Source organism: Pseudomonas sp. MG-9 (genome assembly GCF_018729515.1).
GTDB lineage: Bacteria > Pseudomonadota > Gammaproteobacteria > Pseudomonadales > Pseudomonadaceae > Aquipseudomonas > Aquipseudomonas serboccidentalis.
The window spans coordinates 15,401-42,028 of record NZ_JAHHZH010000016.1 but is presented as its reverse complement, the minus strand read 5'-3'; the positions used below and the strand labels follow the sequence as shown (position 1 = coordinate 42,028).

Genomic DNA, 26,628 nt, shown 5'->3' with positions numbered 1-26,628 from the left:
GAATTTGCAAATGAGGCCGATAGCGGGCATAGTCTCGGCTTCTTTACAACTTCAGCCACGGTCGTGCCCATGCTAAATCGCTTCGCACCCCTCGTGCCTCTCGCACTTGTCACCCTGTTGTTCGGTTGTGCTGCTCATTCTCCAGTTCAAGAGCAGCCTCAACAGGTTAAAAATTCTGCCACTGCCCAGTCTTCCGTTATTTATCAGGAAGAGCTGGCCACCGAAAAAGAACTCGCCGATTTCAACGGCAAGAAGCCTTACGAGCTTCCGGTTCTGGCCGACAGCATTCTCGAACGCGGCATGTCCCTGATCGGTACCCGTTACCGTTTCGGCGGTACCTCTGAGGCCGGTTTCGACTGCAGCGGTTTCATCGGTTACCTGTTCCGCGAAGAAGCCGGCATGAATCTGCCGCGCTCCACCCGCGAAATGATCAACGTGGATGCCCCTCTGGTCTCACGCGGCAACCTTGAGCCAGGTGATCTGCTGTTCTTCGCCACCAATGGTCGTCGCGGTCGTGTGAGTCACGCCGGGATCTACCTGGGTGACAACCAGTTCATTCACTCCAGCAGTCGTCGCAGCGGCGGTGTTCGCATCGACAGCCTGGGTGACAGCTACTGGAGCAAGACCTTCATCGAAGCCAAGCGCGCCCTCGCGATGGCCCCGACCATGGTCACTGCTCGCAAGTAATTCCCCGTTGTCGCCACGTCCGTGGCGACAAAAACGGCCCTCGGCAACGGAGTAGACCTAGACTTTACAAGGTGAAGTTAAAGTCTTACTTGAAGTTTGTCGTATAGCCGCTAGAATCCTGTATCTATATTGATGGCAAACCGCCTGCGTGCTCCGCAGGCGGTTTTGTTTTCTGTCCATCCGGCAGAGAAAGCCGCAGCCAGATCAGGATGTTCTGCTTATGACGATGTCGGCCCGCCTTGCTTTGATCTTCTTCGCAGCGCTGCTCAGCGCCTGCGCCAGTCGTACACCGCCGCCTGCGCCAGTGGTACGGGCCCCGGTGGTGTTCGGACCTTCTCAATCATTCTCGCCCGCGGCTGAAGACGTGTTGTTTCGCGCACTCGGCCTGGTCGGTACGCCTTATCGCTGGGGCGGCAACACGCCAGACTCGGGGTTTGATTGCAGTGGCCTGATCGGTTTCGTCTACCGCGATGCGGCGGGTATCAGCCTGCCGCGCTCGACTCGCGAGATGATCGTGATGCAGGCGCCGAATGTCGGCAAGGAAGGCTTGCAGACCGGTGACCTGATTTTCTTCGCCACCAATGGCGGCTCGCAGGTCAGTCATGCGGGGATCTATGTCGGTGAAGGGCGCTTCGTGCATGCGCCGGCAACTGGCGGCACGGTGAAGCTGGACAGCCTGTCGAAGGCTTATTGGCAGAAAGCGTATCTGAGTGCCAAGCGGGTACTGCAGCCGGAACATCTGGCGCATAACCCGTAATTCAAATTGCTCACAATCCAATGTAGGAGTGAGCCTGCTCGCGATGACAGTGTCACATTCAACATCAATGTTGATTGATCGACCGTCATCGCGAGCAGGCTCACTCCTACAGTTGTTTAGGGGCAGGCAAAAGTTACTTGGCGGACGAAACCCGCCACACCTTGTTCCCCACATCATCAGCCACCAGCAAGCCACCTTGCTGGTCGATCACCACGCCTACCGGGCGGCCCAGGGCGTTCTCGTCCTTGTCGAGGAAGCCGGTCAGCACATCCACCGGCGTTCCGTTCGGTTTGCCGGCGGCGAACGGTACGAAAATCACTTTATAGCCACTGTGCGGTTTGCGGTTCCATGAACCGTGCTGGCCGATGAACGCGCCTTCCTTGAATTGCGCCGGCAGGCTGTTGCCTTCGGCGAAAGTCAGGCCCAGCGAGGCGGTGTGCGGGCCTACGGCGTAGTCCGGCGCGATGGCCTTGGCCACCAGGTCGGGATTTTGTGGCTTCACACGCACATCCACGTGCTGGCCGTAATAGCTGAATGGCCAGCCATAGAAGCCGCCGTCCTTGACCGAGGTGATGTAGTCCGGCACCAGGTCGCTGCCGATTTCGTCACGCTCGTTGACCGCCGTCCATAGCGAGCCCGTGGTGGGTTCCCATGCCAGGCCGTTGGGGTTACGGATGCCTGAGGCGAAGATCCGGTGATTGCCGGTGGCCCGCTCCACTTCCCAGATCGCGGCGCGACCTTCCTCTTTATCCAGACCGTTTTCGCCGACGTTGCTGTTCGAGCCGACGGTGACATACAGCTTGCTGCCGTCCTTGCTGGCAATGACGTTCTTGGTCCAGTGATGGTTCAGCGTGCCGCCCGGCAGGTCGGTGACTTTGATCGGTTGTGTCTTGATCTCGGTAGCGCCTGGCTCGTAGTGGAAGCGCAGCAGGCGGTCGGTGTCGGCGACGTACAGGTCATTGCCGACCAAGGTCATGCCGAACGGCGAATTGAGATTCTGCAGAAACACTGTGCGGGTTTCGGCCACGCCGTCGTGATCGGCATCGCGCAGCAGGGTGATGCGATTCGGGCTCGGCACGCCCGCGCCGGCCTTGCTCATGACTTTCTTCGACACCCAGCCGCGAATGCCGCTGTTGTCGTCGGGTTTGGGCGGGGCGTTGGTCTCCGCCACCAGCACGTCACCGTTGGGCAGCACGTAGAGCCAGCGCGGATGGTCGAGGCCTTCGGCAAATGCGGTCACTTGCGTACCCGTTGCCGCAGTCGGTTTGCCGCCGGCGGGCCAACCGACCGCCGGGGCGATGTTAACCGTCGGGATCAGGGTTTTGTTCGGTTCAGGCAGCTTAGGCGACGGGCCGGTGCCGTCGGAAACCTGCAGGCTGGAGGATTCACCGCAGGCGGTGAGCCCTCCGGCGAGGGCGATGACGAAAGCGAGTTGGGTTTTGCGCATTACTGATCTCCCTATGAATGCATGCTCATCATAGAGGAGTTTGCGCCCCCGATGGTTCAACCGCTCAGCCACGGGCCTCTTTGAACAGCACGGCGATGCCGGGATGGTAGTTGCCGGCTTCGCTGCGCAACTTGCGGTAGGCGTAGGGGAAATACCAGGCGACAGCGCAGGTGTGTTCCTTTTGCAGGTCGTCGACCATGTCTTGCAGCTCTTCGGGGCTGGCGCTGTGCTGAGCCTTTTGCGGCGCGACGAACAGGCAGCCGAGCTTGAGATCGCTGGCAAAGCTGATGCGTTTGGCGTCACTGGTAATGTCCAGCAGGGCCTGGGTCAGGTTCAGGTTGCTGACCCGCGGCCAGCGCTGGGTAGCCTGAATATAGGCGCGGTCTTCGGCCCCGGCGAGGAACAGATCGGCGCGGGCATTGCGCTCGCCGTCCTCGTTCTGTTTGCGAGTAGCGGTGTCGCAAAGGGTCACCAGTTCGGCCATCCATGCCGCAGCGGAGAGCAATCCGAGATTGGCTTTCTCGTCATGCCAGTAAGGCGTGTCGTTGTCGCCGCGCACGGCGTTGTAGCGGTCGATACAGTCAAACCAGCGCTCAAGCACCGGGCGCAGGAATTCCAGGCGCGGGTTGCTGATGATCATGCCTTGCATCGTCATCATCCTTATTGTTGTGATGTGCTTTTCAATCAAAAGCATGGCTCTTTGATATCACTTGTTCCAGTGTGGCACAAGATTGGCGTCAGATAATTGATCGACGGCAGTTATTCGCCCGATGGCCCCCTCTTTAATTGACGCTCCACCCCCAACCCTCTAACCTTCGCGGCTTGTTTCAGGTGCTCTGTGACGTGTGTCGACAGAGTGAAACAGGGAAGCCGGTGAGGGTTGTCTTCAGGTGAAGAACGATCACGATCCCGGCGCTGCCCCCGCAACGGTAAATGAGTAAAAGCTGCGCCTTGAGCCACTGCCTCGCAAGAAGCGGGAAGGCGCGCAGCCAGGCGATTCGCTGCTCATGAGCCCGGAGACCGGCCTGATCCATCCAGCGGCATCACGGTGGGCGATGCCAGGCTTTTTGCCGTCTATTCTTGTGCCTGCCCGCCGTTATCCAGCCTCAACGGAGAGCTCCCCCATGACCGATTCCCCCGAGCGTGACGAACGCCATCTGGCGCGTATGCAGCGCAAAAAAGCCGTGATTGACGAACGCATTGCCAATTCGCCTGACGAGTGCGGCCTGGTGCTGGTGTTGACCGGCAATGGCAAAGGCAAAAGCAGCTCGGCGTTCGGCATGCTCGCCCGGGCCATGGGCCACGGCATGCAGTGCGGTGTGGTGCAGTTCATCAAGGGCCGCAACAGCACCGGCGAAGAACTGTTCTTTCGCCGCTTCCCGGAGCAAGTGCGTTTTCACGTGATGGGCGAGGGCTTCACCTGGGAAACCCAGGACCGCCAGCGTGACATCGCTGCTGCCGAAGCCGCGTGGGCAGTGTCCCGCGAACTGCTGCGCGATCCGTCGATCGGCCTGGTAGTGCTGGATGAACTGAACATCGCCCTCAAGCACGGCTACCTCGATCTGGACCAGGTGCTCAGTGACCTGCAGGCGCGTCCACCGATGCAGCATGTGATCGTCACCGGTCGTGCGGCCAAGCCGGAAATGATCGAAATGGGTGACACCGTCACCGAAATGGGCATGCTCAAACACGCCTTCCAGGCCGGCATCAAAGCGCAGAAAGGCGTCGAACTTTGAATCAACCACGTCACTGCCCGGCGGTGCTGATCGCCGCGCCGGCCTCCGGTCAGGGCAAGACCACCGTTACCGCGGCGCTGGCTCGTTTGCATCGCAATCAAGGGCGCAAGGTGCGCGTCTTCAAGTGCGGCCCGGACTTCCTCGACCCGATGATTCTCGAGCGCGCCAGCGGTGCGCCGGTGTATCAACTGGACATGTGGATGGTCGGCGAACAGGAAAGTCGGCGCCTGCTGTGGGAAGCCGCCGCCGAGGCGGATCTGATCCTGATCGAAGGCGTGATGGGCTTGTTCGACGGCACGCCGTCGAGCGCCGATCTGGCGCGTCATTTTGGTGTGCCGGTGCTGGGTGTGATCGACGGCACCGCCATGGCCCAGACCTTTGGCGCGTTGGCGTTGGGGCTGGCGCGCTATCAGCCGGACCTGCCATTCGCCGGCGTGCTGGCCAACCGCGTCGGCACCTTGCGCCATGCGCAATTGCTCGAAGGCAGCCTCACCGAAGGCTTGCGCTGGTACGGCGCGCTGTCCCGCGAAACCGGGATCGAGTTGCCGAGCCGGCACCTCGGTCTGGTGCAGGCCAGTGAACTCAATGATCTGGATCTGCGTCTCGACGCGGCCGCCGAAGCGCTGGCCAGCAGTTGCGAGGTCGCGCTGCCACCGGCCGTGGAATTTGCCGCGCCTGAAGTGATCAGTGCCGAACCGTTGCTCGAAGGTGTGCGCATTGCCGTCGCCCGCGATGAAGCCTTTGCTTTCACCTACGGCGCCAGCCTTGACCTGCTGCGGGCGATGGGCGCCGAGTTGAGTTTTTTCTCGCCGATCCGCGATAGACAATTGCCCGAGGCCGACAGTCTGTATCTGCCCGGCGGTTACCCGGAATTGCACCACGTCGCGTTGGCGCAAAACACCGCGATGCTCGACGCGATCCGTGCGCACCACGCGGCCGGCAAACCGCTGCTCGCCGAGTGTGGCGGCATGCTGTATCTGCTCGACTCGTTGACCGATGTCGAGGGCACCCGCGCCGAACTGGTCGGGCTGCTGCGCGGTGATGCGGTGATGCAAAAACGTCTGGCGGCACTGGCGCTGCAAGCAGTGGATCTGCCGGAAGGCGCGCTGCGCGGCCACACCTATCACCACTCCCTGACCACCACCGAACTGACGCCGATTGCCCGGGGCCTGAGCCCGAACGGCGGGCGCGGGGCGGAGGCGGTTTATCGTGAAGGGCGGATGACGGCTTCCTACGTGCATTTTTATTTTCCGTCGAATCCTGCGGCTATCGCAGCACTGTTTGCGCCAGACCGTGACGCCGCTTTCGCGAGCAAGCTCGCTCCCACAGGGGATCGCGTTTCTTGAGCAAGCACCCCGTCCAATGTGGGAGCGAGCGTGCTCGCGAAGAGGCCATGACAGACAACGCATTTACCGAGGCCGAGCGCCAAGCCGTCTACCGAGCCATCGCCGAACGCCGCGACATGCGTCACTTCACCGGTGGCACGGTCGAGCCGCAGCTGCTGCGCCGCCTGCTCGAAGCCGCGCATCAGGCACCCAGCGTCGGCCTGATGCAGCCCTGGCGTTTCATCCGTATCAGCGATCGCGCTCTGCGTGGGCAGATCCAGAACCTTGTCGAAGAAGAACGCGTCCGCACTGCCGAAGCCCTTGGCGAGCGCAGCGATGAGTTCATGAAACTCAAGGTTGAAGGCATCAACGACTGCGCCGAAGTGCTGGTTGCGGCGCTGATGGATGATCGCGAGAAACACATATTCGGCCGTCGCACATTGCCGGAAATGGACATGGCGTCGTTGTCTTGCGCGATCCAGAACCTGTGGCTGGCGTCCCGTGCCGAAGGACTGGGTATGGGCTGGGTGTCGCTGTTCGAGCCGCAGGCGCTAGCCGATCTGCTGCGACTGCCGGCCGGGGCCAAGCCGCTGGCGGTGTTGTGCCTGGGTCCGGTCAAGGAATTCTATCCGGCGCCGATGCTGGTGCTCGAAGGGTGGACGCAGGCGCGCCCGCTCAATGAGTTGCTGTATGAAAATTATTGGGGAGTGAGTCAATGAGTGTGGCGTTATTGAGTGTCGCTGCGGTCGCGCTGGATGCGCTGCTGGGTGAACCGAAACGCTGGCATCCGCTGGTGGCGTTCGGCAATTTTGCCGGGCGCATCGAGCGACGTTTCAATGCGGGCGGGCGCGGCTGGCGCAGTCATGGGGTTACCGCCTGGGTGATCGCGGTGCTGCCGCTGACCTTGCTCGCCACGGCGTTTTCCTGGGCGCCGTACGTGGGCTGGATCGTCGAGATTCTCGCGTTGTATTGCGCTCTCGGCATGCGCAGCCTTGGCGAACACGTCGAACCCGTGGCCAAAGCCCTGCGCAGCGATGATCTGGAAGAGGCGCGCCAGCGCGTCGGTTATCTGGTCAGCCGCCAGACCAGCGAACTGGACAGCACCGCCGTCGCCCGTGCCGCCACCGAATCGGTGCTGGAAAACGGCAGTGATGCGGTGTTCGCCGCGCTGTTCTGGTTTGTCGTGGCCGGTGCGCCGGGTGTGGTGCTCTATCGCTTGAGTAATACGCTCGATGCGATGTGGGGCTATCGCAACGAACGCTTCGAGCGCTTCGGCTGGTGCGCGGCAAAAATCGACGACGTACTCAATTACATTCCGGCACGGCTGGTGGCGCTGACCTACGCGCTGCTGGGCAACACCCGGCTCGCCTGGAAATGCTGGCGCACCCAGGCGCCGAAATGGGACAGCCCCAATGCAGGTCCAGTGATGGCTGCTGGCGCCGGGGCGTTGAATGTCGAGTTGGGCGGCCCGGCGATCTATCACGGCGAACTGCACGAGCGTCCGCAACTGGGCGAAGGTGCGCCGGCGGATGCCGAATCGATTGATCGCGGCTGGCAATTGGTCCAGCGCGGGGTATGGTTATGGCTGCTGATTCTCTGCGTGGGGGCTGAATTCTATGCTTGAGCACGGTGGCCGGCTGCGCAAGGCGGCACTCGAATACGGGATTGCCGAGGCCGACTGGCTCGACCTGTCCAGCGGCCTCGCGCCGTGGCCGTTTGCGGTCCCGGAGATTCCGTTGCGCGCCTGGGCGCGGTTGCCGGAAACCGACGACGGGCTGGAGCGGGCCGCGTGTGATTACTACGGTGCCTCCCAAGTGCTGCCGGTGGCCGGTTCGCAAATGGCGATCCAGTTGCTGCCGCGTCTGCGCCGCGCTGGCAAGGTCGGCGTGTTGTCGCCGTGTTATGCCGAGCACGCTGAAGCCTGGCGCCGCAGCGGTTACATCGTGCGCGAAGTGCTGGAGCAGGAAGTCGAGTTCTTTCTCGACAGCCTCGACGTGCTGGTGGTGGTCAATCCGAACAACCCTACGGGCCTGAGCCTGACGCCGGCGCGGCTGCTCGACTGGCACGCGCGGCTGGTCCAGCGTGGCGGCTGGCTGGTGGTCGATGAGGCGTTCATGGACAACACGCCGCACCTGAGTCTGGCGTCGCACACCCATCAAGTCGGCCTGGTCGTGTTGCGCTCGTTCGGCAAATTCTTCGGTCTGGCCGGCGTGCGGCTGGGCTTTGTGCTGGCCGAGCGCAAGCTGCTCAGGTTGCTCGCCGAACAGGTCGGGCCATGGGCGGTGAGCGGGCCGACGCGGGTGCTCGGGCAGGCCTGTCTGCAAGACACCGAGGCGCACACCCGCCAGCGCATTCGCAGCGAAGCGGCCAGCGAGCGTCTGGCGCTGCTGCTGGAACGCTACGGCTTCAAACCCCAGGGCGGCTGCGCACTGTTTCAGTGGCTGATCACCGAGCACGCGCCTGCGCTGCACGAATTCATGGCCCGACGGGGCATCCTCCTGCGCATCTTCACCCACAACAGCAGTCTGCGTTTCGGCTTGCCGGCCAACGCGGCTGAAGAAGCGCGCCTCGAACAGGCGCTGCAAGCCTTTGCCAAGGAATCGCAATGACCACCCTGATGGTGCAGGGCACCACTTCCGACGCCGGTAAAAGCACGCTGGTGACGGCGCTGTGCCGCTGGGCCACCCGTCAGGGCGTGGCGGTGGTGCCGTTCAAGCCGCAGAACATGGCGCTCAACAGCGCGGTGACTGCCGACGGCGGCGAGATCGGCCGGGCGCAAGCAGTGCAGGCGCAAGCGGCGAATCTTGAGCCGCACACCGACATGAACCCGGTGCTGCTCAAGCCCAACAGCGACACGGGCGCCCAAGTCATCATCCACGGCCGTGCGGTCACCAGCATGAACGCCGTGGCCTATCACGACTACAAAGCCATCGCCATGCAAGCGGTGCTGGCTTCGCACGAGCGACTCAGCGCGGCGTATCCGCTGGTGATGGTCGAAGGCGCAGGTTCGCCAGCGGAGATCAATCTGCGTGCCGGGGATATCGCCAACATGGGCTTTGCTGAAGCGGTGGATTGCCCGGTGCTGCTGATCGCCGACATCAATCGCGGCGGGGTGTTTGCGCATCTGGTCGGCACGCTGGAGCTGCTGTCGCCGAGTGAACAGGCGCGGGTCAAAGGCTTCGTCATCAATCGTTTTCGCGGCGACATCGCCTTGCTGCAGCCGGGCCTCGACTGGCTGGAACAGCGCACCGGCAAACCGGTGGTCGGCGTGTTGCCCTACGTGATGGATCTGCACCTGGAGGCCGAGGACGGCATCGACCAGCGCCAGACCGACAAGGCCGAGCAGGTGCTGAAAGTGGTGGTGCCGGTGCTGCCGCGCATCAGCAACCACACAGATTTCGATCCGCTGCGTCTGCATCCGCAGGTCGATCTGCAGTTCATCGGCCCGGGGCAGGCGATTCCTGCTGCCGACTTGATCATTCTGCCCGGCTCGAAAAGCGTGCGCAGCGATCTGGCGTATCTGCGCGGCAACGGCTGGGACGCGGCGATCAATCGTCACCTGCGTTACGGCGGCAAACTGCTGGGGATCTGTGGCGGTCTGCAGATGCTCGGCGAACAGGTGCATGACCCGCTGGGGCTGGAAGGCGCGCCGGGTTCGAGTGCCGGTCTGGGCTTGCTGGCGTTCGAAACGACGCTGGAAGCCGAGAAGCAATTGCGCAACGTGCGCGGGCGTCTGGCGCTGGAAGAGGCCGAGGTCAGTGGCTATGAAATCCATGCGGGCGTGACGGTGGGCCCGGCGCTGGAGAACGCGGCGGTGCATCTGGATGACGGCCGTTGCGATGGCGCACAAAGTTTCGACGGGCAAGTGTTCGGCACTTATCTGCACGGCCTGTTCGAATCGCCGCAAGCCAGTGCCGCGTTGCTGCGTTGGGCCGGGTTGAGCGATGTGCAGGAGGTGGACTACCACGGCTTGCGCGAGCGCGATATCGAGCGGCTGGCGGATCTGGTGGAGAAGCATCTGGATACCGGGCTATTGCGTCAGCTTTGTGGAATTTGAGGTGGGTTCATCGCGAGCAGGCTCACTCCTACAGTGGCTTATTCGCGATCTCCTGCAGGAGTGAGCCTGCTCGCGATGACTTAAGTCGGTACACCGCCAATTTGAAGGAATGAACCATGCTCCAACTGATCCTCGGCGGCGCCCGCTCCGGCAAAAGTCGCCTGGCGGAAAAACTCGCCAGCGACAGCCAACTGGCCGTCACCTACATCGCCACCAGCCAGCCGCTGGACGGCGAAATGAACGAGCGTGTCGCCCATCACCGCGCCCGTCGTCCGGCCGAATGGGCGCTGATCGAAGAACCGCTGGAGCTGGCCCGCGTCCTGCGTGAAAACGCCCGCGCCGAGCGTTGCCTGCTGGTGGATTGCCTGACGCTGTGGCTGACCAATCTGCTGATGCTTGACGACGCCGAGCGTCTCGCCGCTGAGCGCGAAGCCCTGCTGGATTGCCTGGCGTCATTGCCAGGGGACATCATTTTTGTCAGCAACGAGACCGGAATGGGTGTCGTGCCGCTGGGCGAATTGACTCGCCGCTACGTCGATGCAGCCGGTTGGCTGCATCAAGCTCTGGCTGAGCGCTGTCAGCGTGTCGTCCTGACTGTCGCCGGCTTGCCCCTGACCCTGAAAGGACCTGCGTTATGACTCAAGCGTGGTGGTTGAACCCGTGCAAACCCGTGAATGCCGAGATCGTTGAACAAGCCGCGGCGCGCCAGCAGCAACTGACCAAACCGGCCGGCTCCCTCGGTCGCCTCGAAACCGTGGCGGTGCAACTGGCCGGATTGCAGGGGCAGATCAAGCCGACGCTTGAGCAGGTCTGGATCGCGATTTTTGCCGGCGACCATGGCGTGGTTGCGGAAGGCGTTTCGGCGTTCCCGCAGGAAGTCACCGGGCAGATGCTGCTCAACTTCGTCAGCGGCGGCGCGGCGATCAGCGTGCTCGCGCGTCAGCTCGGTGCGCAGTTGGAAGTGGTGGATCTGGGTACCGTGACGCCGGCGTTGAACCTGCCCGGCGTGTTGCATCTGAATGTCGGCCCGGGCACGGCGAATTTCGCCAAAGGCGCGGCGATGACTCCGGCGCAGGGCGAACTCGCCTTGCAGGCCGGTCGTGACAGCGTGCTGCGGGCCAACGCGGTCGGCGCGCAGTTGTTCATCGGTGGCGAAATGGGCATCGGCAACACCACCGCTGCCAGTGCGCTGGCCTGTGCCTTGCTCGATTGCCCGGTGGTGCATCTGACCGGTCCCGGCACCGGCTTGAATGCCGAAGGCGTCAGCCACAAGGCGCAAGTGATCGAGCGCGCGCTGGCACTGCACGCGGCGCAGCGTGGCGATGCGCTGCAAACCCTGTTCAACCTCGGTGGTTTTGAAATCGCCGCCCTGGTCGGCGCGTATCTGGCGTGTGCCCAGGAAGGCGTTGCAGTGCTGGTCGACGGCTTTATCTGCACGGTCGCCGCGTTGGTGGCGGTGCGTCTGAATCCGGCCTGCCGCGAGTGGCTGCTGTTCGGTCATCGTGGCGCCGAGCCGGGCCATCGCCATGTGCTGGAAACCCTCAATGCCGAACCGTTGCTGGAACTCGGCTTGCGTCTGGGCGAGGGCAGCGGGGCTGCGTTGGCGGTGCCGCTGTTGCGTCTGGCCTGCGACCTGCACGGGCAGATGGCGACCTTCGCCGAAGCAGCGGTGGCGGACCGTCCGGCATGACCTTGCGCCTGGATCTGCTGCGTCACGGTGAGACTGAACTGGGCGGCGGTTTGCGCGGCAGCCTTGATGATGCGCTGACGCAAAACGGCTGGGCGCAGATGCGTGCGGCGGTGGTCGCGGGCGGGCCGTGGGATCGGCTGGTCAGTTCGCCGCTGCAGCGTTGTGCGCGGTTTGCCGCAGAACTGGGCGAGCAACTGAATCTGCCGGTGCAGCTGGACAAGGATCTGCAGGAACTGCATTTCGGCGCCTGGGAAGGGCAGAACGCTGCGGCGTTGATGGAGACCGACGCCGAGGCGCTGGGGCTGTTCTGGGCCGATCCGTATGCCTTTACGCCGCCGCAGGGTGAGCCGGTCAGCGATTTTGCTGCGCGCGTGCTGGGCGCGGTTGCGCGGCTGCATCAGACCTATGCCGGCGAGCGCGTGTTGCTGATCAGTCACGGCGGCGTGATGCGTTTGTTGCTGGCGCAGGCGCGTGGCTTGCCGCGCGAGCAGTTGCTCAATGTCGAAGTCGCGCATGCTTCGCGGTTTTCCCTGACGGTTGCAGCCGATGGCTCGCTCAAGGAAGGTCACTGACATGCTGCCGCTGTGGATCGCCCTGCAATTTCTCAGCAGCTTGCCGATTCGTTTGCCGGGGATGCCGGAGCCTGAACAGCTCGGGCGCTCGTTGCTGTTCTATCCGCTGGTGGGGTTGCTGTTCGGGGTGATTCTCTGGGCGCTGCACCTGGCGTTGGCCGGCGCGCCGTTGTTGCTGCATGCGGCGCTGCTGTTGACGGTGTGGGTGCTGCTCAGCGGCGCGCTGCACCTCGACGGACTGGCCGACAGCGCCGACGCCTGGCTCGGTGGCTTCGGTGATCGCGAGCGCACGCTGACGATCATGAAGGATCCACGCAGCGGGCCGATTGCGGTGGTGACGCTGGTGCTGGTGTTGTTGCTCAAGTTCACCGCGTTGCTGGCGCTGATCGAGCAAGGGCATGGGGTGACGCTGATCATCGTGCCGTTGCTGGGACGCGCGGCGCTGCTGGGGTTGTTTCTGACCACGCCGTATGTCCGCGCGGGAGGGTTGGGGCAGGCATTGGCTGATCATCTGCCGCGCAGAGCGGGTTGGTGGATGCTTGGGGTGAGTGTGCTGGCCTGTTTGCTGATCGCCGGGGTTGAAGCGATTGTTGCGCTGGTTGTCGCGTTCGTCGGGTTTGTCTGGCTGCGGCGGGTGATGATGCGGCGGTTGGGCGGGACGACGGGCGATACGGCGGGGGCGTTGCTGGAATTGCTGGAGATGGCGGTATTGGTGGGGCTGGTGCTGGTTTGATAGGTGTTTGGTGCCTGTTCTGGCCTCATCGCGAGCAGGCTCACTCCTACAGGGGAATGCGGTCACTTTGTAGGAGTGAGCCTGCTCGCGATAGTGGTCTGTCAGGCACCGGAAACACCCCTGAAAAAACACATGTAACTTGATTTAACACAGTCGCGGGTATATACACGCATCATGCTTCCTTCTCAGTGTTTGTGCACCAACCTGCGTCGCGCCGCTCGTGGCGTCAGCAGGCATTACGACGGCGCTCTCGACGGCTTCGGGATCAACGTTGCCCAGTATTCTTTGCTGTGCAATCTGCAGCGTCTGGATCAACCGAGCATTTCCGAACTGGCCGAAGCCATGGGCCTGGATCGCAGCACCCTGGGGCGCAATCTGCGGGTGCTGGAAGGCGAGGGCCTGGTGGCGCTGGCCGAGGGCGAAGACATGCGCAACCGCATCGTCAGGCTCACCGAGGCCGGCGTGCAGCGCCTGGCGGCGGCGCTGCCAGCCTGGGAAGCGGCGCAACAGCGATTGATCGATCGCCTGGGTGCCGAGAAGCGTGAAACCTTGCTGCGACTGTTGGACGAACTGGCCTGAGGGCCGGTTTTTCCGGATTCAAGCGGGTATATACCCGCGACTGGAGAATAACAATGACATCGATGTGGCGTACGTGCGGTTGGGTGTTGCTGGGAAGTGCGCTGATTCTGGCGTTGTCGTTGGGCGTGCGGCACGGCTTCGGTCTGTTCCTGTCGCCGATGAGCGCACAGTTCGGCTGGGGGCGTGAGGTGTTCGCCTTCGCCATTGCCTTGCAAAACCTGATCTGGGGTCTGGCGCAGCCGTTCACTGGCGCGCTGGCTGACCGCTTCGGTGCGGCGAAAGTGGTGCTGGTCGGCGGGGTGCTCTACGCCTTGGGCCTGGTGTTCATGGGCCTGTCCGATTCGGCGCTGACCTTGTCGTTGAGCGCAGGTCTGTTGATCGGTATCGGCCTGTCCGGCACCTCGTTCTCGGTGATTCTCGGCGTGGTCGGTCGGGCGGTGCCGCCGGAAAAACGCAGCATGGGCATGGGGATCGCCAGCGCCGCCGGCTCGTTCGGCCAGTTCGCCATGCTGCCGGGTACCTTGGGTTTGATCGGCTGGCTCGGCTGGTCGGCAGCGCTGTTGGTGCTTGGCCTGCTGGTGGCGCTGATCGTGCCGCTGGTGAGCATGCTCAAGGACAAGCCGCTGCCGGTGCTGGGCCATGAACAGACCCTGACTGAAGCGCTGCGCGAAGCCTGTTCGCATTCCGGCTTCTGGCTGCTGGCGTTCGGCTTTTTCGTCTGCGGATTTCAAGTGGTGTTCATTGGTGTGCATCTCCCGGCCTATCTGGTCGATCAGCATCTGCCGGCCACGGTCGGCACCACGGTGCTGGCACTGATCGGGCTGTTCAACATCTTCGGGACTTACACCGCTGGCTGGCTTGGCGGGCGCATGTCCAAGCCGCGTCTGCTGACGGCGTTGTACCTGCTGCGGGCGGTGGTGATCGTGCTGTTCCTGTGGCTGCCGGTGACGACCACGTCGGCCTACCTGTTCGGCATGGCGATGGGCTTCCTGTGGCTGTCGACGGTGCCGTTGACCAACGGTACGGTGGCGACCTTGTTTGGTGTGCGCAATCTGTCCATGCTCGGCGGGATCGTGTTCCTGTTCCATCAGCTCGGCTCGTTTCTCGGCGGCTGGTTGGGCGGGGTGGTGTATGACCGTACCGGGAGTTATGACTTGATCTGGCAAGTGGCGGTTCTCTTGAGCCTGCTGGCGGCCGCGCTGAACTGGCCGGTGCGTGAGCGTCCGGTGGCGCGTCTGCAACCTGGTATGAGCGCCGCATGAAACGTTCCTGGCCGCGATTCGCCTTCGCGGCACTCGGCGCCGCGTTACTGGCGCTGGTGTGGTGGGGCTGGCATCAGGGCGGCTTGGCACTGATGCAGCTGGGCATGGGCGCTTGCCTGTAGGCTTTGATGGCGAGTAACGTCGGGGCCTGATGAACTGCTCAAGGATGCCCGACATGCTCATGCGCTGGTGTGCTGTACCCGCATTGCTGATGGCGTTGACCGGACTGGCCCAGGCCGCTGATTGTCCGGAGGCGCTGCAAGGTTCGCTGCCCAAGCTGCGCGCCAAGGAATCCATCGATCTCTGCCAGCGCTACGCCGGCAAACCGCTGGTGGTGGTCAATACCGCCAGTTTCTGTGGCTTCGCCCCGCAATTCGAGGGGCTTGAAGCGCTCAATCAGCGCTACAAGGCGCAAGGTCTGGAAATGCTCGGCGTGCCGTCCAATGACTTCAAACAGGAGTCCAAGGACAGCGCCGAAACCGCCAAGGTCTGCTACGCCAACTACGGCGTGACGTTCACCATGACCGAGCCGCAGAAAGTCCGGGGCGATGACGCGACTCACCTGTTCAAGGTGCTGGCGGAACAGAGCAGCGCGCCGAAGTGGAACTTCTACAAGTACGTGATCGACCGGCAAGGCAAGGTAATCGCGAACTTCTCCAGCCTGACCAAACCGGATGATCCGGCGTTTATCGCGGCGATCGAGAAGGCTATCGCCTCCAAACCACTGCAACCATGATCCTGTAGGCGCTGCGGAACGGGTTTGCCGTTCAGCCACAAAAAAGCCCCGCCTCTGCACAGAGAACGGGGCTTTTTTGTGGGCGAGGGATCAGCCTCGCCGTGCAGCATCAGAAGCGATAGGTCGCGCCGACACCGAAACCGTTTGCCGAGTTTTCATACTTGGCGTCGTAGGTCTGGCCACGATCGTTTTGATTGTGGACTTTGACCGACTCTTCCTTCAGGTACGAGTAAGCCACATCGATGGTCAGGTCTTCGGTCGGGCTCCAGCCGGCACCGATGCTGAAGATGGTCCGGTCGCCGGTCGGGATGCGTGGCGAACGGTCGACGTTGTTGGTCGGTGACTGGTCGAAGGTCAGACCGGTGCGCAGTACCCATTCCTTGTTCAACTGGTACGAAGTACCCACGGCGTAAGCCCAGGAATCGTGCCAGTTCTGGTCTTCGGTGATCTCGCCGAACTGACCCGCCAGCAGCGGCTGCACGCCGGAGTTCTTGACGGTGATCTTTTCCAGCTGGCTCCAGCGGGTCCAGGTGCTACCGGCATAGACGTTCCAGCGATCGTTGATCGCTTGAGTGACGGAGAAGTCCACGGATTCAGGCGTGGTGATCTTCAGCGAAGCGTCGTATTTCTGCTGGGCGCCCAGGCCGACTGCGCCGAGCACGCCGTAGTTGACCTTGGTATTGCCTTCGAGCTTGTAGTCGACTTTCGAGTGGTAGGTCAGACCCAGACGAGTGGTGTCGGTGGCCTGTACCAGCACGCCGATGTTGTAGCCCAGCGCGGTGTCGTCACCCTTGATCTTGACCTTGCCGTCCGGGGCGGCCTGGGTGATCGAGAGGTTGGATTCCAGCGTGCCGTCGATACGGTTGATGGTTGGACCGAAACCTATCGACACCACGTCGTTGAATTTGTAGCTGACCGTTGGCTGGAAGGTGATGACTTGTACTTCGGACTTGCTGCCGAAGTAGCGGCCGGCAAAGCCTTTTTCGTAGTCGGTAATCAGGCCGAACGGCACGTATACGCCGAGGCCGAATGCCCAATGCTCATCGATCGGTTTGACGTAGAAGCCCATAGGTACGGAGGTGAAGGGCACCATGTCGCCTTTGTTGCTGCCGCCGTTAGGGCTGGAGCTGGCGTCGCTGATATCGGTCTTGGCATCGAGGAATGCAACGCCGCCAGTGACTTGTTCACGCGTGATGCGCGACATGCCGGCGGGGTTGCCATAAACAGTGCTTGCGTCGTCGGCAGAAGAAGATCGTCCAGCGTAACCCGTGCCCATCCCGCTGATGCTGTGTTCGTTGATGGCAAAGCCAGCGGCGAAGATCTGGGTGGATGCCATGGTAACGGCGAGGCTAAGGGTGGTTTTGAGCATGACTTTTTTCATTATTAGAACTCCTGGTGATCACCGGGGCGAAAATTACCAACATTTTCGTTCCAGCGCTATAGCCCCTATGCCTTGAGTTAGAGCGGTTTTGTAGGACAATCCGACCAGAATCGCGGCCGGTTGGGCGATCTTTTAAATGCGGTGGGTCAGCACGCAACCTGATTCATGGGTGAAACACATGTTTGCCAGGCGTACGTGAAGTCGCGCAGACGCCCCTGAGGCTGGAAGGTCTGACGCCAGATTCGCGCCATGCCCAGCAGGTCATCCGGGTCGGGGAGGGTGGGGTGTTGTTCTTCGACCAGCAGCCAGGCGATGGCAGTGGCGTAACGCAGGTTGACGGTCAATTCAAGGTGCGGACCGCTGAGAAAAGCATGCTGGCTGGCAAGGCCGCGAACCAGGCTGGCCCGCTCCGGATCGAGTGCCAGATAGTGGTCCCAAAGGGCCTGGTGGCGATGCTCGGCGATCCGGTAGAGGCCGTGGCCACGGCGGTCATGCAGGGCGGAGCCGAGGGCGGACTGGCTGGCGGCGATGCCCAGCAACAGGGATTCGGCCGTTGCGCAGTGACGTCCCAGATAAATCAGTGTGGGACGGATCACGTAGCGACACAGTTCGCTGGCAGCGATACCCATAATGCCCTCGATTCTTGTAATGGGCGGCGAAACCTGAAGGGGCCTTGGCAGCGGTGGATCGACTCAGGCTCGCCGGAAGCGGATCAAGCCGCTTGAGTTGAAGTGTAGTGTCATATTCGCGACGTAAAGGCCTGTTTTTAAAATATTTCCGGCGGCGAGCCAAAAACGTTATATCCGTTGGTGCTTAGGCGCGCAGGGCTAAAAGCGAAACATCGGGCAATAAAAAGCCCCGCATTTTGTGCGGGGCTTTTGCTTTTGCAGCCTTTTCGGCTTTCAGGCAACCAGGGCCTGACGTGTACGGTCGATCACGGCCTGCAGCGGTTCTGCGCTGGAGTATTGATCGGGGTATAGGCGCTCGCTGTGGCGGGCGATCCCGTGTTCATTGACCACGGTGAAGCTGAAGCAGCCTTTGCGAGCGGCCATGATCAGGCAGTTCATCGGAGCAAAAGCATTGGTTAGGGTGCGAATGGCATCCTGAGTCTGGATTTGAGTAGACATAGTTATTAGGTGTTCCTACAAATGACACGGATAAGAACCGTGCAACGTTAAAACGTTCCAGTAACGTCGACCACCATTGGTCGTACGAAGAACCCGACTGGAACAAAGCAGCCAGTTTGAAGCGCTATTAAGTTGGCGCGCTTGGGCTGGCAGGTAGGTACTTAGGAGGACAGGCAACACATCGAGGGCAGAGGTTCTGGGCCCGGGGTGAAGATCCTGATCAATTTGCAGGTTGGTTCGGTCAGAGTAAGTGCTCTTCGCAACACCCTTTGCATTCATTCAAAGGCAGTGCTGGCGCAAGATTTACCTGGAAACCATCGAGGGGTCGTTCCCGCTTTTTTCGGTGAAGGGCTTCTGGGAAGAAGATTGACCGTGGGGATGTGTTCGACCGGAATTGACTTTCAGCTTGGTACTAACGCCGCGGATACTAACGGATCGTTCTGGGCATTGCAAACCCTGTGGCAAAAAAGATTACGACCGGTAGCGCAAGCATGGGGTGGCAGCACTGGCCTCTTCGCGAGCAGGCTCATTCCTACAGGGGATCATGGCCAACCGTGGGAGCGAGCTTGCTCGCGAAGGAACCATCCGTCGCCACAAAAGCGTGCAGCCATCGCCATCGCCAACCCGCTTATCCCCAGCCTGAGGACTGAAACGACCCGAAAGAGCGCATCGATATAACCGGGTAACAGGTACTTGTGCACATTAGTTGCGCAAGCTGTAACCACGCTGTCATACCGATCCTGACTCGCATGACTGCCTGTATCAAAAGTTTAAGTCAATGAAAAACATCGCTTTTTTTTGTTGGTGAAAAAATCGTCAGTTTGACCGCGAGCCCCATTCCATAAGGCTTTGCGGAGGTTCGAGAGCGGTTGTCCACTGAGTTATCCACAGCTTCTGTGGATTGTCCCTAGCGCTTGCTCTAGGACGGGCGTGCCGGGTTTTTTTTCGACTTTACCTGTACGAAAAAGAGAGTAGAGTGGCGCGCCTTCCGATCTGCCCCGCAGTGTTTTATGAAGTTTCGCTCAGTATCAGACTCTGTTACCTCCGAACACCCTCGTGTTACCTCTCCCAAGCGATTTTCCGTACGTGTGGCCGAGTGGCTGCTCGACAGTCCGCGTCTGGGCGATAGCCGCAATGCCAAGCACCTGGCGGGGCATCTGCTCAAGCAACCGGCACGCGAAGGCGTGGTCGCGGCGCAAAGCCGTCTCGGTCAGTTGATGTGCCGTGAGTGCGGCAATGCCCGGGATCGGCGTATCGGTCAGGACCTGCTGCGTCAGGCTGCCCGGGCCGGTGATCGACGTGCGCAACAGGAACTCGGTCTGCTCGAAGACTGAGCTGTCCAACGCCCCGCACCTTGGTTAACCTTCAGGCTTTATCGAATCGGCAGGAGTGGCTATGGCTATGGACTTGACCAGCGTGTTGCTCGGTCTGGCGGGCGCGGGGTTGCCGCTGCTGGCGCTGGCCTGGCAACTGCAGCGCCGGGCGAGCAACGGACAAGCCGAGGTCGCCTTGCTCGAAGAGCGACTGGCCATGGCGCAACTGGCGCAGGACGGGCTCAACGCGCAGCTGGACGCCAGCCGCGATGAGGCGGTCGATCTCGCTCAGGCCAACGCCGCCAAGCAGGCTGAACTGGCCGCCTTGCGCCGGGAAGTCGAGCTGCTGCAGATCGAGCGCGATGATGCTCGGGATGCGTCCCACGCCTGGAACATCGAGCGCGCCAACAAGGAAGCCGAACTGCGGCGTCTCGATGCCCAGGCCGCCTCGCTAAATGCCGAACTGCGCGAACAACAGGAAAGCCACCAACAACGCCTCAACGACCTGCAAGGTTCGCGCGATGAGCTGCGGGCACAGTTCGCCGAGCTGGCCGGCAAGATTTTCGATGAGCGCGAGCAGCGCTTCGCCGAGACCAGCCAGCAGCGCCTGGGGCAGTTGCTCGACCCGTTGAAAGAACGTATCCAGTCCTTCGAAAAGCGCGTGGAAGAAAGCTATCAGGCCGAAGCCCGCGAGCGCTTCTCGCTGGCCAAGGAACTGGAGCGTCTGCAGCAACTGAACCTGCGTCTGAGCGACGAAGCGACCAACCTGACCCGCGCCCTGAAAGGCCAGAAGACCCAAGGCAATTGGGGTGAGCTGATTCTTGAGCGGGTGCTGGAGCACGCAGGGCTTGAGAAGGGCCGTGAGTACCAGACTCAGGTCAACCTCAAGGGCCCGGACGGCGAGCGCTTCCAGCCGGACGTGGTCATTTACCTGCCGGGCGACAAGCAGGTGGTGGTCGACTCCAAAGTCAGTCTCACCGCTTATCAGCAGTACGTCGCTGCTGAAGACGACAGCATCGGCCAGATCGCAATCAAGCAGCACGTGCTGTCGCTGCGCAGTCACGTCAAAGGCCTCGCCGGCAAGGACTACAAACGCCTGGAAGGCTTGCACAGCCTCGATTTCGTCTTGCTGTTCGTGCCGATCGAGGCGGCATTTTCCGCCGCGCTGCAAGCCGAGCCGACGCTGTTTCAGGAAGCGTTCGACCGCAACATCGTAATCGTCAGCCCGACCACCTTGCTGGCGACGTTGCGGGTGATCGACAGCCTGTGGAAGCAGGAGCGGCAAAGCCAGAACGCCCGGGAAATCGCCGAGCGTGCCGGCTGGCTGTACGACAAGTTCGTGCTGTTTATTCAGGATCTGGACGAGGTCGGCAATCGCCTGCAACAGCTGGACAAGGCCTACAGCTCGGCGCGCAACAAACTCACGGAAGGACGCGGGAATCTGGTCAGCCGTAGCGAACAGCTCAAGCTGCTCGGGGCGCGGGCGAGCAAGAGTCTGCCGGCGGACTTGCTGGAGCGGGCGATGACGGATGTCGATGGGCTGGTCGAACTGCCAGAGTGAAGATCAAAAGATCGCAGCCTGCGGCAGCTCCTACATTGGAATCGTAATCATCCTGTAGGAGCTGCCGCAGGCTGCGATCTTTTCAGAGCGGCACATACCGACTCAACAACGCCCGCAACGCCGCCGGTTTCACTGGTTTGGCCAGATAATCCAGCCCCGCCGCGTGCACCTGTGCCACGGTTTCCGGGCGACCATCGGCACTGATCACCACCCCCGGCACGGGCTCTCCCAGCGTGGTGCGCAGCCACGCCATCAGCTCCGTTCCGGTATCGCCATGGTCGAGGTGATAGTCGACCAATGCCAGTTGCGGCCGCATGCCATCGTTCAGCAACGCCGCGCATTCCTCGCGATTGCGCGCCGTCCACACCTGACAGCCCCAACGGGTCAGCAGGCTGTTCATGCCAATCAGAATGCTGTCTTCATTGTCGATGCACAGCACCTGTGCGCCGCTGAGCAGCTTGCCGTTCAACTCGACGGCAGCATTCGCCGGCACCGATTGCGCTCGGGCCAGCGGCACGCTGACACTGAACACGCTGCCACGCCCTGGCCATGAGCGTACACGCAGCGTATGGCCCAGCACCCGGCACAAACCATCGGCAATCGCCAGGCCCAGCCCGAGGCCTTTTTCGGCGCGGGTCTGATGGCTGTCGAGGCGCTTGAACTCCTCGAAAATCACCTGTTGCTTGTCTTCCGGAATGCCCGGCCCGCGATCCCACACTTCCAGGCACAGTTCGCCGCCGCGTCGCCGCACGCCCAGCAGCACCGGCCCCTTGGCGTAGCGGAAGGCGTTGGTGAGGAAGTTCTGCAGAATCCGTCGCAGCAATTTGATGTCGCTGTCGATGCGCAATTGGCTGCCACGCACGCGGAAGGTCAGGCCTTGCTCCTGGGCCAGCGCCTTGAATTCGGCGCCGAGCGTATCGAACAGCTCGTTGAGCGCAAACGGCTTGCGATCCGGGTTGATCTTGCCGTTTTCCAGGCGGGAAATATCCAGCAAGTCGCTGATCAGGTCTTCCGCCGAGCGCAGCGAACTGTCGAGGTGTTGCACCAATTGCTGCGCCTCTCTGCTCAAGCCGTCGTCCTGATGGGACAGGGCGGCGGAGAACAGGCGTGCGGCGTTCAGCGGCTGCATCAGGTCATGGCTGACCGCCGCGAGAAAGCGGGTTTTCGACTGGTTGGCAGCCTCGGCATTGCCCTTGGCTTCGGTCAGCGCGACGTTGAGCTGCGACAGTTCCTGGGTACGCTCGCTGACGCGCTGCTCCAGCCCTTCGTTGGCCTCGGTCAGCGCCTGCTCGGCTTCGCGGAACGCGGTGATGTCGGTGAAACTCATGACAAACCCGCCGCCGGGCATCGGGTTGCCAATCAGCTCGATCACCCGGCCGTTGGGGAACAAGCGTTCCGAGGTGTGCGCGCGGCCCTGACGCATCCAGTGCAGGCGCCGGGCAACGTGGACTTCCGCCTCACCGGGGCCGCACAAGCCACGTTCGGCGTTGTAGCGAATGATGTCGGCAATCGGCCGGCCGACACTGATCAAGCCGTCCGGGTAGTTGAACAACTCCAGATAACGGCGGTTCCAGGCCACCAGTTTCAGCGACTGGTCGACCACGCTGATGCCCTGGGTGATGTTCTCGATTGCGCCTTGCAGCAGGGCGCGGTTGAACTGCAGGACTTCGGAGGCTTCGTCGGCGATACGTACCACGTCCTCGAGCTGCATTTCCCGACCTTCAATCGCAGCTTTGACCACCGCGCGCGTCGAAGAAGCACCGAGCACACCGGCCAGCAAGCGTTCGGTGTGGGCGATCCATTCGCCGTCGGCGTTCTGGTTCGGGTTGAAACCCTTGCCCTGACGGTAGGCAAAACGAATGAAGCTCTGCCGCGCACGTTCTTCACCGACAAACCGCGCCGCCAGTTGCAGCAAATCATCAATCTGCACCGCGAGCATCGAGCGTGCATTCGGGCGGGCGCTGATTTCCTGACCAATGAAGCGCCCGGCCTGCCAGTGTTCCGAGACCCGCGTGCGCGACAGCACCGAGACCCAGGCGAAGAGGGTGAAGTTGCCCGCCAGCGACAGCACCACACCTTGGGTCAGCGGGGTGATCGGCAGGTTCAGCGGGTTGCTGTGCAGCCACGCCAGCCCGGGGAAAGTGCTCAGCGACCAGCCCAGGCTGTGGGCGGCAATCGGCAGGACCAGTGTGTAGAACCAGAGGAACGTACCGGCGGCCAGGCCCGCGAAAACGCCACGGCGGTTGGCCTGTTTCCAATACAGCGCGCCGAGCATCGCCGGGGCCAGTTGGGTGACGGCGGCGAAGGCGATCTGGCCGATGGTCGCCAGGCTCGCCGTGGAGCCGAGCAAGCGGTAGCTGACGTAGGCCAGCAGCAGAATCAGCACAATGCTCAGGCGGCGCACCGAGAGCATCCACTGGCGGAACACTTCGAACGGGCGCTCGGCGTTGTTGCGTCGCAGCAGCCACGGCAACAGCATGTCGTTGGAGACCATGGTCGACAGCGCCACACTGGCGACGATCACCATGCCGGTGGCCGCCGATGCACCGCCGATAAACGCCAGCAGCGCCAAGGCCGGATGGGCCTGGGCCAGCGGCAGGCTGATCACGAACGAGTCGGGCAGCACGTGACTGGGCAGCATCATCTGCCCGGCGAGGGCGATCGGCACCACGAACAGCGCGGCCAGCGCCAGATAGGCCGGGAACACCCACTTGGCCAGACGCAGGTCCTGCGGGTCGATGTTCTCCACCACCGTGACGTGAAACTGCCGTGGCAGGCAGATGATCGCCATCATCGCCACCCCGGTCTGCACCACCATCGATGGCCAGTTGATGGTTTCTTTCCAGTATTCCTCAAGCCGTGGCGCGAGCATCGCTTGATTGAACAGGTCGTCAAAACCGTCGTACAGCCCGTAGGTCACGAACGCGCCGACAGCGAGAAAGGCGAACAGCTTGACCAGCGATTCGAACGCGATTGCCAGGACCATGCCCCGGTGGTGCTCGGTGGCGTCGAGGTTGCGCGTACCGAAGACGATGGTGAACAGCGCCAGCACCAGCGACACGATCAGCGCGGTGTCCTGGGCGCGGGTGCCCATGGCGTCGGCACCGGCGCCGATCAGCAGGTTCACGCCGAGGACGATGCCTTTGAGTTGCAGGGCGATGTAGGGCAGGACGCCGACCAGACAGATCAACGCGACCACCACCGCCAGCGATTGCGATTTGCCGTAGCGCGCGGCGATGAAGTCGGCAATCGAGGTGATGTTCTCCTGTTTGCTGATCATCACCATTTTCTGCAGGACCCACGGCGCGCCCAGCAGCAACAGGATCGGCCCGAGGTAGATCGGCAGGAATGACCACAGTTGTTCGGCGGCCTGGCCGACTGCGCCGAAGAACGTCCAGCTGGTGCAATAAACGGCCAGCGACAGGCTGTACACCCACGCGCGCATCCGCGGCGGCAACGGTGTGCTGCGACGGTCGCCGTAGAAGGCGATGGCGAACATGATGGCCATATAGGCCAGGGCGACGGCGGCGATCAGCCCGGTGGACAACGACATGCAACACTCCCGACAGAAGACTCCCCGGCAGTCCTGCCCGGGCGGACAGTCTCGCATGAGTGCGGCGGTTAGTCAGTGTCGACCAAGGTCGCGGCGTGGCGGGGTGTCGCAGTGATGAAATCGGGTGGTTTTTGCGGGACGTTGCCGAATACAAAAACCTGTAGGAGCTGTCGAGTGAAACGAGGCTGCGATCTTTTGATCTTTGCAATCAAGATCAAAAGATCGCAGCGTGCCGCAGCTCCTACATGGGGGGCGGCGTCAGTCCTGTTGCAGCGCGATATCAATCAACCGATGCAGCTCTTCAACCTCCAGCGCCGCCGCCGAAAACAGAATCCGGAACACCACCGGCGCCACCACCAGATTGATCAACCGATCAACGCTCGGCGCCGCTTCATCCGAGTGGCGGTCAATGATGGTCTGCAACTGCGCGCCGAGGATCGTCACGCAATACCCCGGCGTGGCGCTGGCCTGCACGTCGCGCATCATGTGGCGCCCGGGTTCGGAGCTCATCTCGTCGAGATACTGTTCGGCCCAGGCGCGGATGTCACCGCGCAGGTCACCGGTCACGGCCGGTTCGCTGTCCGGGCGCATACGGGCGAGGGCGACGTCCGCCAGCAACGCCGCCAGATCACCCCAGCGTCGATAAATCGTCGACGGCGTCACCCCGGCGCGTGCGGCGATTTGCGGCACGGTCACGGTGGAGCGCTCCTGTTCTTGCAGAAGTGCGCGGACTGCCGAATGAATCGACTCTTGCACCCGGGCACTGCGGCCGCCGGGGCGTAAACCTTCTTTAATAGCCATGCGTCAGACCTTAACACAAAGAATTTGCTTTAAGCCAAAGCCAAGCGCACACTCCGCAAAAGCAAAAAATTAGCTTTTGCGGAGTGTGCCCATGACCAGCCTTGCTTCCAACCGTGGCAGCCTGATTTTTCTGGCGATCACCTTACTGAGTTTTCTCGCCGCTTCTACAGCGCCGACCCCGCTCTATCACCTGTATCAGGATCAACTGCACTTTTCGGCAGCGGTGCTGACCCTGATTTTCGGCGTGTATGCCCTGAGTCTGCTGGCAGCCCTGTTGACGGTCGGATCGCTGTCCGACCATCTTGGGCGTAAACCGGTGATTTTTACCGCGGTGCTGCTCAATGCGCTGGCGATGCTGCTGTTTATCAGCGCCGACAGTGTTGCCTGGCTGATCAGCGCGCGGGTGCTGCAAGGTTTCGCCACCGGCATGGCCACCGCGGTTTTGAGTGCGACGCTGCTCGACACCGACCGCCAGCAAGGGCCATTGATCAACAGTGTTGCACCGTTGCTCGGCATGGCGCTGGGCAGCATGGGTTGCGGTTTGCTGGCCGAGTTCGCCCCGGCGCCGTTGCAACTGACTTACTGGCTGCTGCTCGCGCTGTTTGCGTTGCAGGCGGTGTACGTCTGGCGCCTGCCCGAAAGCGTCACCTCGCAGGCCGGAGCCTGGGCTTCGTTGCGGCCGACCCTGCATGTGCCGGTCCAGGCGCGTTCGACCCTGTGGCGCGTGCTGCCGTTGAACACCGCGACCTGGGCCCTTGGCGGCTTTTACGCCTCGCTGGCGCCGTCGCTGGTGCGCACCGCCACGGGTTCGACGTCGAATCTGATCGGCGGTGCGACCGTTTCGGCGTTGACCGTGACGGGCGCGCTGATGATCTTCACCTTGCGCAATCGTCCCGCCAGCAAGGCCCTGCAAATCGGTGCCAGTCTGCTGCCCGCCGGGTTGCTGCTGATTCTGCTCGGCGTGCACAGCGCCAGTCTGCCGCTGTTTTTCCTCGGCACCCTGGTCGCCGGTTGTGGCTTTGGCTCGGGTTTTTTGGGCGCGGTGCGCAGCCTGGTGCCGTTGGCTTTGCCCCATGAACGAGCCGGGTTGATGTCGGCGTATTACGCGCTGAGTTATCTGGCGTTCTGTCTGCCGGCGTTGTTGGCCGGGCATTTGACCCGCACGTTTGGCTTGCTGGCGACCACCGATGGTTACGGTGTCGCGTTGATCGTGCTGGCCGTCGGCGCGCTGTTGCTCAGTCTGCGTTCACCCGCGGCCAAGGTTTGCCGCGCGCCATAAGCACGCGGTTTGGGTTAGCCTTGGCCGGCCCT

At 62.2% G+C, this 26,628-nt stretch carries 26 protein-coding genes and 1 riboswitch; of the genes, 19 read left to right on the top strand and 7 right to left on the bottom strand.

What is annotated here, in order from left to right:
- The first annotated feature begins 69 nt into the window (after positions 1 to 69).
- Both KKQ10_RS28195 and KKQ10_RS28190 read left to right on the top strand, forming a co-directional pair.
- Complete coding sequence (locus KKQ10_RS28195; protein WP_127651544.1) at positions 70 to 687, top strand: C40 family peptidase; 618 nt, start codon at positions 70 to 72, stop codon at positions 685 to 687.
- A gap of 220 nt (positions 688 to 907) precedes the next feature.
- A complete protein-coding gene (locus tag KKQ10_RS28190) occupies positions 908 to 1,444 on the top strand; it encodes a C40 family peptidase (protein ID WP_127651543.1) in 537 nt (178 codons plus the stop codon).
- Between the two features lie 133 nt (positions 1,445 to 1,577).
- On the opposite strand, the gene KKQ10_RS28185 is transcribed toward KKQ10_RS28190, so the two are convergent.
- Positions 1,578 to 2,891 carry a PQQ-dependent sugar dehydrogenase gene (locus tag KKQ10_RS28185; protein WP_215502974.1) on the bottom strand — a complete coding sequence of 438 codons (1,314 nt, stop codon included), beginning with the start codon at positions 2,889 to 2,891 and terminating at the stop codon, positions 1,578 to 1,580.
- 64 nt (positions 2,892 to 2,955) lie between these two features.
- Positions 2,956 to 3,540, bottom strand: coding sequence for a hypothetical protein (locus KKQ10_RS28180; protein ID WP_215502973.1), 585 nt, complete (start codon positions 3,538 to 3,540; stop codon positions 2,956 to 2,958).
- A 163-nt stretch (positions 3,541 to 3,703) separates the two neighbouring features.
- A riboswitch (cobalamin riboswitch) is annotated at positions 3,704 to 3,934 on the top strand.
- An 81-nt stretch (positions 3,935 to 4,015) separates the two neighbouring features.
- Between KKQ10_RS28180 and cobO the strand changes: the two genes are divergently transcribed.
- From cobO to KKQ10_RS28115, 14 genes are all read left to right on the top strand, one after another.
- Positions 4,016 to 4,627: a cob(I)yrinic acid a,c-diamide adenosyltransferase gene (gene cobO, locus KKQ10_RS28175; protein ID WP_003223053.1), complete on the top strand. Its 612-nt coding sequence runs from the start codon at positions 4,016 to 4,018 to the stop codon at positions 4,625 to 4,627.
- Positions 4,624 to 5,973 carry a cobyrinic acid a,c-diamide synthase CobB gene (locus tag KKQ10_RS28170; RefSeq protein WP_215502972.1) on the top strand — a complete coding sequence of 450 codons (1,350 nt, stop codon included), beginning with the start codon at positions 4,624 to 4,626 and terminating at the stop codon, positions 5,971 to 5,973. Before cobO ends, KKQ10_RS28170 begins: the two co-directional genes overlap by 4 nt.
- 47 nt (positions 5,974 to 6,020) lie before the next feature.
- Complete coding sequence (gene bluB / locus KKQ10_RS28165) at positions 6,021 to 6,671, top strand: 5,6-dimethylbenzimidazole synthase (RefSeq protein WP_215502971.1); 651 nt, start codon at positions 6,021 to 6,023, stop codon at positions 6,669 to 6,671.
- A complete protein-coding gene (gene cbiB / locus KKQ10_RS28160) occupies positions 6,668 to 7,576 on the top strand; it encodes an adenosylcobinamide-phosphate synthase CbiB (RefSeq protein WP_127651538.1) in 909 nt (302 codons plus the stop codon). The genes bluB and cbiB overlap by 4 nt, the downstream gene beginning before the upstream one ends.
- Entirely contained in the window at positions 7,569 to 8,561 is a 993-nt protein-coding gene (gene cobD, locus KKQ10_RS28155) for a threonine-phosphate decarboxylase CobD (protein WP_127651537.1), read from the top strand. The genes cbiB and cobD overlap by 8 nt, the downstream gene beginning before the upstream one ends.
- Positions 8,558 to 10,009 carry a cobyric acid synthase gene (locus tag KKQ10_RS28150; protein WP_215502970.1) on the top strand — a complete coding sequence of 484 codons (1,452 nt, stop codon included), beginning with the start codon at positions 8,558 to 8,560 and terminating at the stop codon, positions 10,007 to 10,009. The genes cobD and KKQ10_RS28150 overlap by 4 nt, the downstream gene beginning before the upstream one ends.
- Before the next feature lie 116 nt (positions 10,010 to 10,125).
- On the top strand, positions 10,126 to 10,647 hold the full coding sequence (cobU, locus tag KKQ10_RS28145) for a bifunctional adenosylcobinamide kinase/adenosylcobinamide-phosphate guanylyltransferase (RefSeq protein ID WP_215502969.1): 522 nt from the start codon (positions 10,126 to 10,128) through the stop codon (positions 10,645 to 10,647).
- Entirely contained in the window at positions 10,644 to 11,699 is a 1,056-nt protein-coding gene (gene cobT / locus KKQ10_RS28140; RefSeq protein WP_215502968.1) for a nicotinate-nucleotide--dimethylbenzimidazole phosphoribosyltransferase, read from the top strand. The genes cobU and cobT overlap by 4 nt, the downstream gene beginning before the upstream one ends.
- Positions 11,696 to 12,271, top strand: coding sequence for an alpha-ribazole phosphatase family protein (cobC, locus tag KKQ10_RS28135; RefSeq protein WP_215502967.1), 576 nt, complete (start codon positions 11,696 to 11,698; stop codon positions 12,269 to 12,271). The genes cobT and cobC overlap by 4 nt, the downstream gene beginning before the upstream one ends.
- A gap of 1 nt (position 12,272) precedes the next feature.
- Positions 12,273 to 13,004, top strand: coding sequence for an adenosylcobinamide-GDP ribazoletransferase (locus KKQ10_RS28130; protein WP_215502966.1), 732 nt, complete (start codon positions 12,273 to 12,275; stop codon positions 13,002 to 13,004).
- Between the two features lie 174 nt (positions 13,005 to 13,178).
- Complete coding sequence (locus KKQ10_RS28125) at positions 13,179 to 13,583, top strand: MarR family winged helix-turn-helix transcriptional regulator (RefSeq protein WP_025111987.1); 405 nt, start codon at positions 13,179 to 13,181, stop codon at positions 13,581 to 13,583.
- A 53-nt stretch (positions 13,584 to 13,636) separates the two neighbouring features.
- Positions 13,637 to 14,845, top strand: coding sequence for an MFS transporter (locus tag KKQ10_RS28120; RefSeq protein WP_127651531.1), 1,209 nt, complete (start codon positions 13,637 to 13,639; stop codon positions 14,843 to 14,845).
- On the top strand, positions 14,842 to 14,967 hold the full coding sequence (locus KKQ10_RS28595; protein WP_274657630.1) for a hypothetical protein: 126 nt from the start codon (positions 14,842 to 14,844) through the stop codon (positions 14,965 to 14,967). Before KKQ10_RS28120 ends, KKQ10_RS28595 begins: the two co-directional genes overlap by 4 nt.
- A gap of 53 nt (positions 14,968 to 15,020) precedes the next feature.
- On the top strand, positions 15,021 to 15,581 hold the full coding sequence (locus KKQ10_RS28115) for a glutathione peroxidase (protein ID WP_215502965.1): 561 nt from the start codon (positions 15,021 to 15,023) through the stop codon (positions 15,579 to 15,581).
- Positions 15,582 to 15,690: 109 nt separating this feature from the next.
- On the opposite strand, the gene KKQ10_RS28110 is transcribed toward KKQ10_RS28115, so the two are convergent.
- From KKQ10_RS28110 to KKQ10_RS28100, 3 genes are all read right to left on the bottom strand, one after another.
- Positions 15,691 to 16,962 (bottom strand): OmpP1/FadL family transporter, encoded by a 1,272-nt coding sequence (locus KKQ10_RS28110; protein ID WP_215502964.1) that lies wholly within the window; start codon positions 16,960 to 16,962, stop codon positions 15,691 to 15,693.
- A 146-nt stretch (positions 16,963 to 17,108) separates the two neighbouring features.
- Complete coding sequence (locus KKQ10_RS28105) at positions 17,109 to 17,591, bottom strand: hypothetical protein (RefSeq protein WP_127652641.1); 483 nt, start codon at positions 17,589 to 17,591, stop codon at positions 17,109 to 17,111.
- A gap of 273 nt (positions 17,592 to 17,864) precedes the next feature.
- A complete protein-coding gene (locus KKQ10_RS28100) occupies positions 17,865 to 18,089 on the bottom strand; it encodes a hypothetical protein (RefSeq protein WP_108589715.1) in 225 nt (74 codons plus the stop codon).
- 1,010 nt (positions 18,090 to 19,099) lie between these two features.
- Here KKQ10_RS28100 and KKQ10_RS28095 point away from each other — a divergent pair.
- Complete coding sequence (locus KKQ10_RS28095; RefSeq protein ID WP_215502963.1) at positions 19,100 to 19,423, top strand: SEL1-like repeat protein; 324 nt, start codon at positions 19,100 to 19,102, stop codon at positions 19,421 to 19,423.
- 175 nt (positions 19,424 to 19,598) lie between these two features.
- Positions 19,599 to 20,963 carry a DNA recombination protein RmuC gene (locus KKQ10_RS28090; protein WP_215502977.1) on the top strand — a complete coding sequence of 455 codons (1,365 nt, stop codon included), beginning with the start codon at positions 19,599 to 19,601 and terminating at the stop codon, positions 20,961 to 20,963.
- A gap of 82 nt (positions 20,964 to 21,045) precedes the next feature.
- Here KKQ10_RS28090 and KKQ10_RS28085 read toward each other — a convergent pair whose 3' ends face one another.
- Together KKQ10_RS28085 and KKQ10_RS28080 are read right to left on the bottom strand one after the other, a co-directional pair.
- Positions 21,046 to 24,516: a hybrid sensor histidine kinase/response regulator gene (locus tag KKQ10_RS28085; protein ID WP_215502962.1), complete on the bottom strand. Its 3,471-nt coding sequence runs from the start codon at positions 24,514 to 24,516 to the stop codon at positions 21,046 to 21,048.
- 258 nt (positions 24,517 to 24,774) lie between these two features.
- Complete coding sequence (locus tag KKQ10_RS28080) at positions 24,775 to 25,317, bottom strand: TetR/AcrR family transcriptional regulator (protein WP_215502961.1); 543 nt, start codon at positions 25,315 to 25,317, stop codon at positions 24,775 to 24,777.
- 91 nt (positions 25,318 to 25,408) lie between these two features.
- On the opposite strand from KKQ10_RS28080, the gene KKQ10_RS28075 reads away from it, so the two are divergent.
- Positions 25,409 to 26,596, top strand: coding sequence for an MFS transporter (locus KKQ10_RS28075; protein ID WP_215502960.1), 1,188 nt, complete (start codon positions 25,409 to 25,411; stop codon positions 26,594 to 26,596).
- Positions 26,597 to 26,628: the final 32 nt, after the last annotated feature.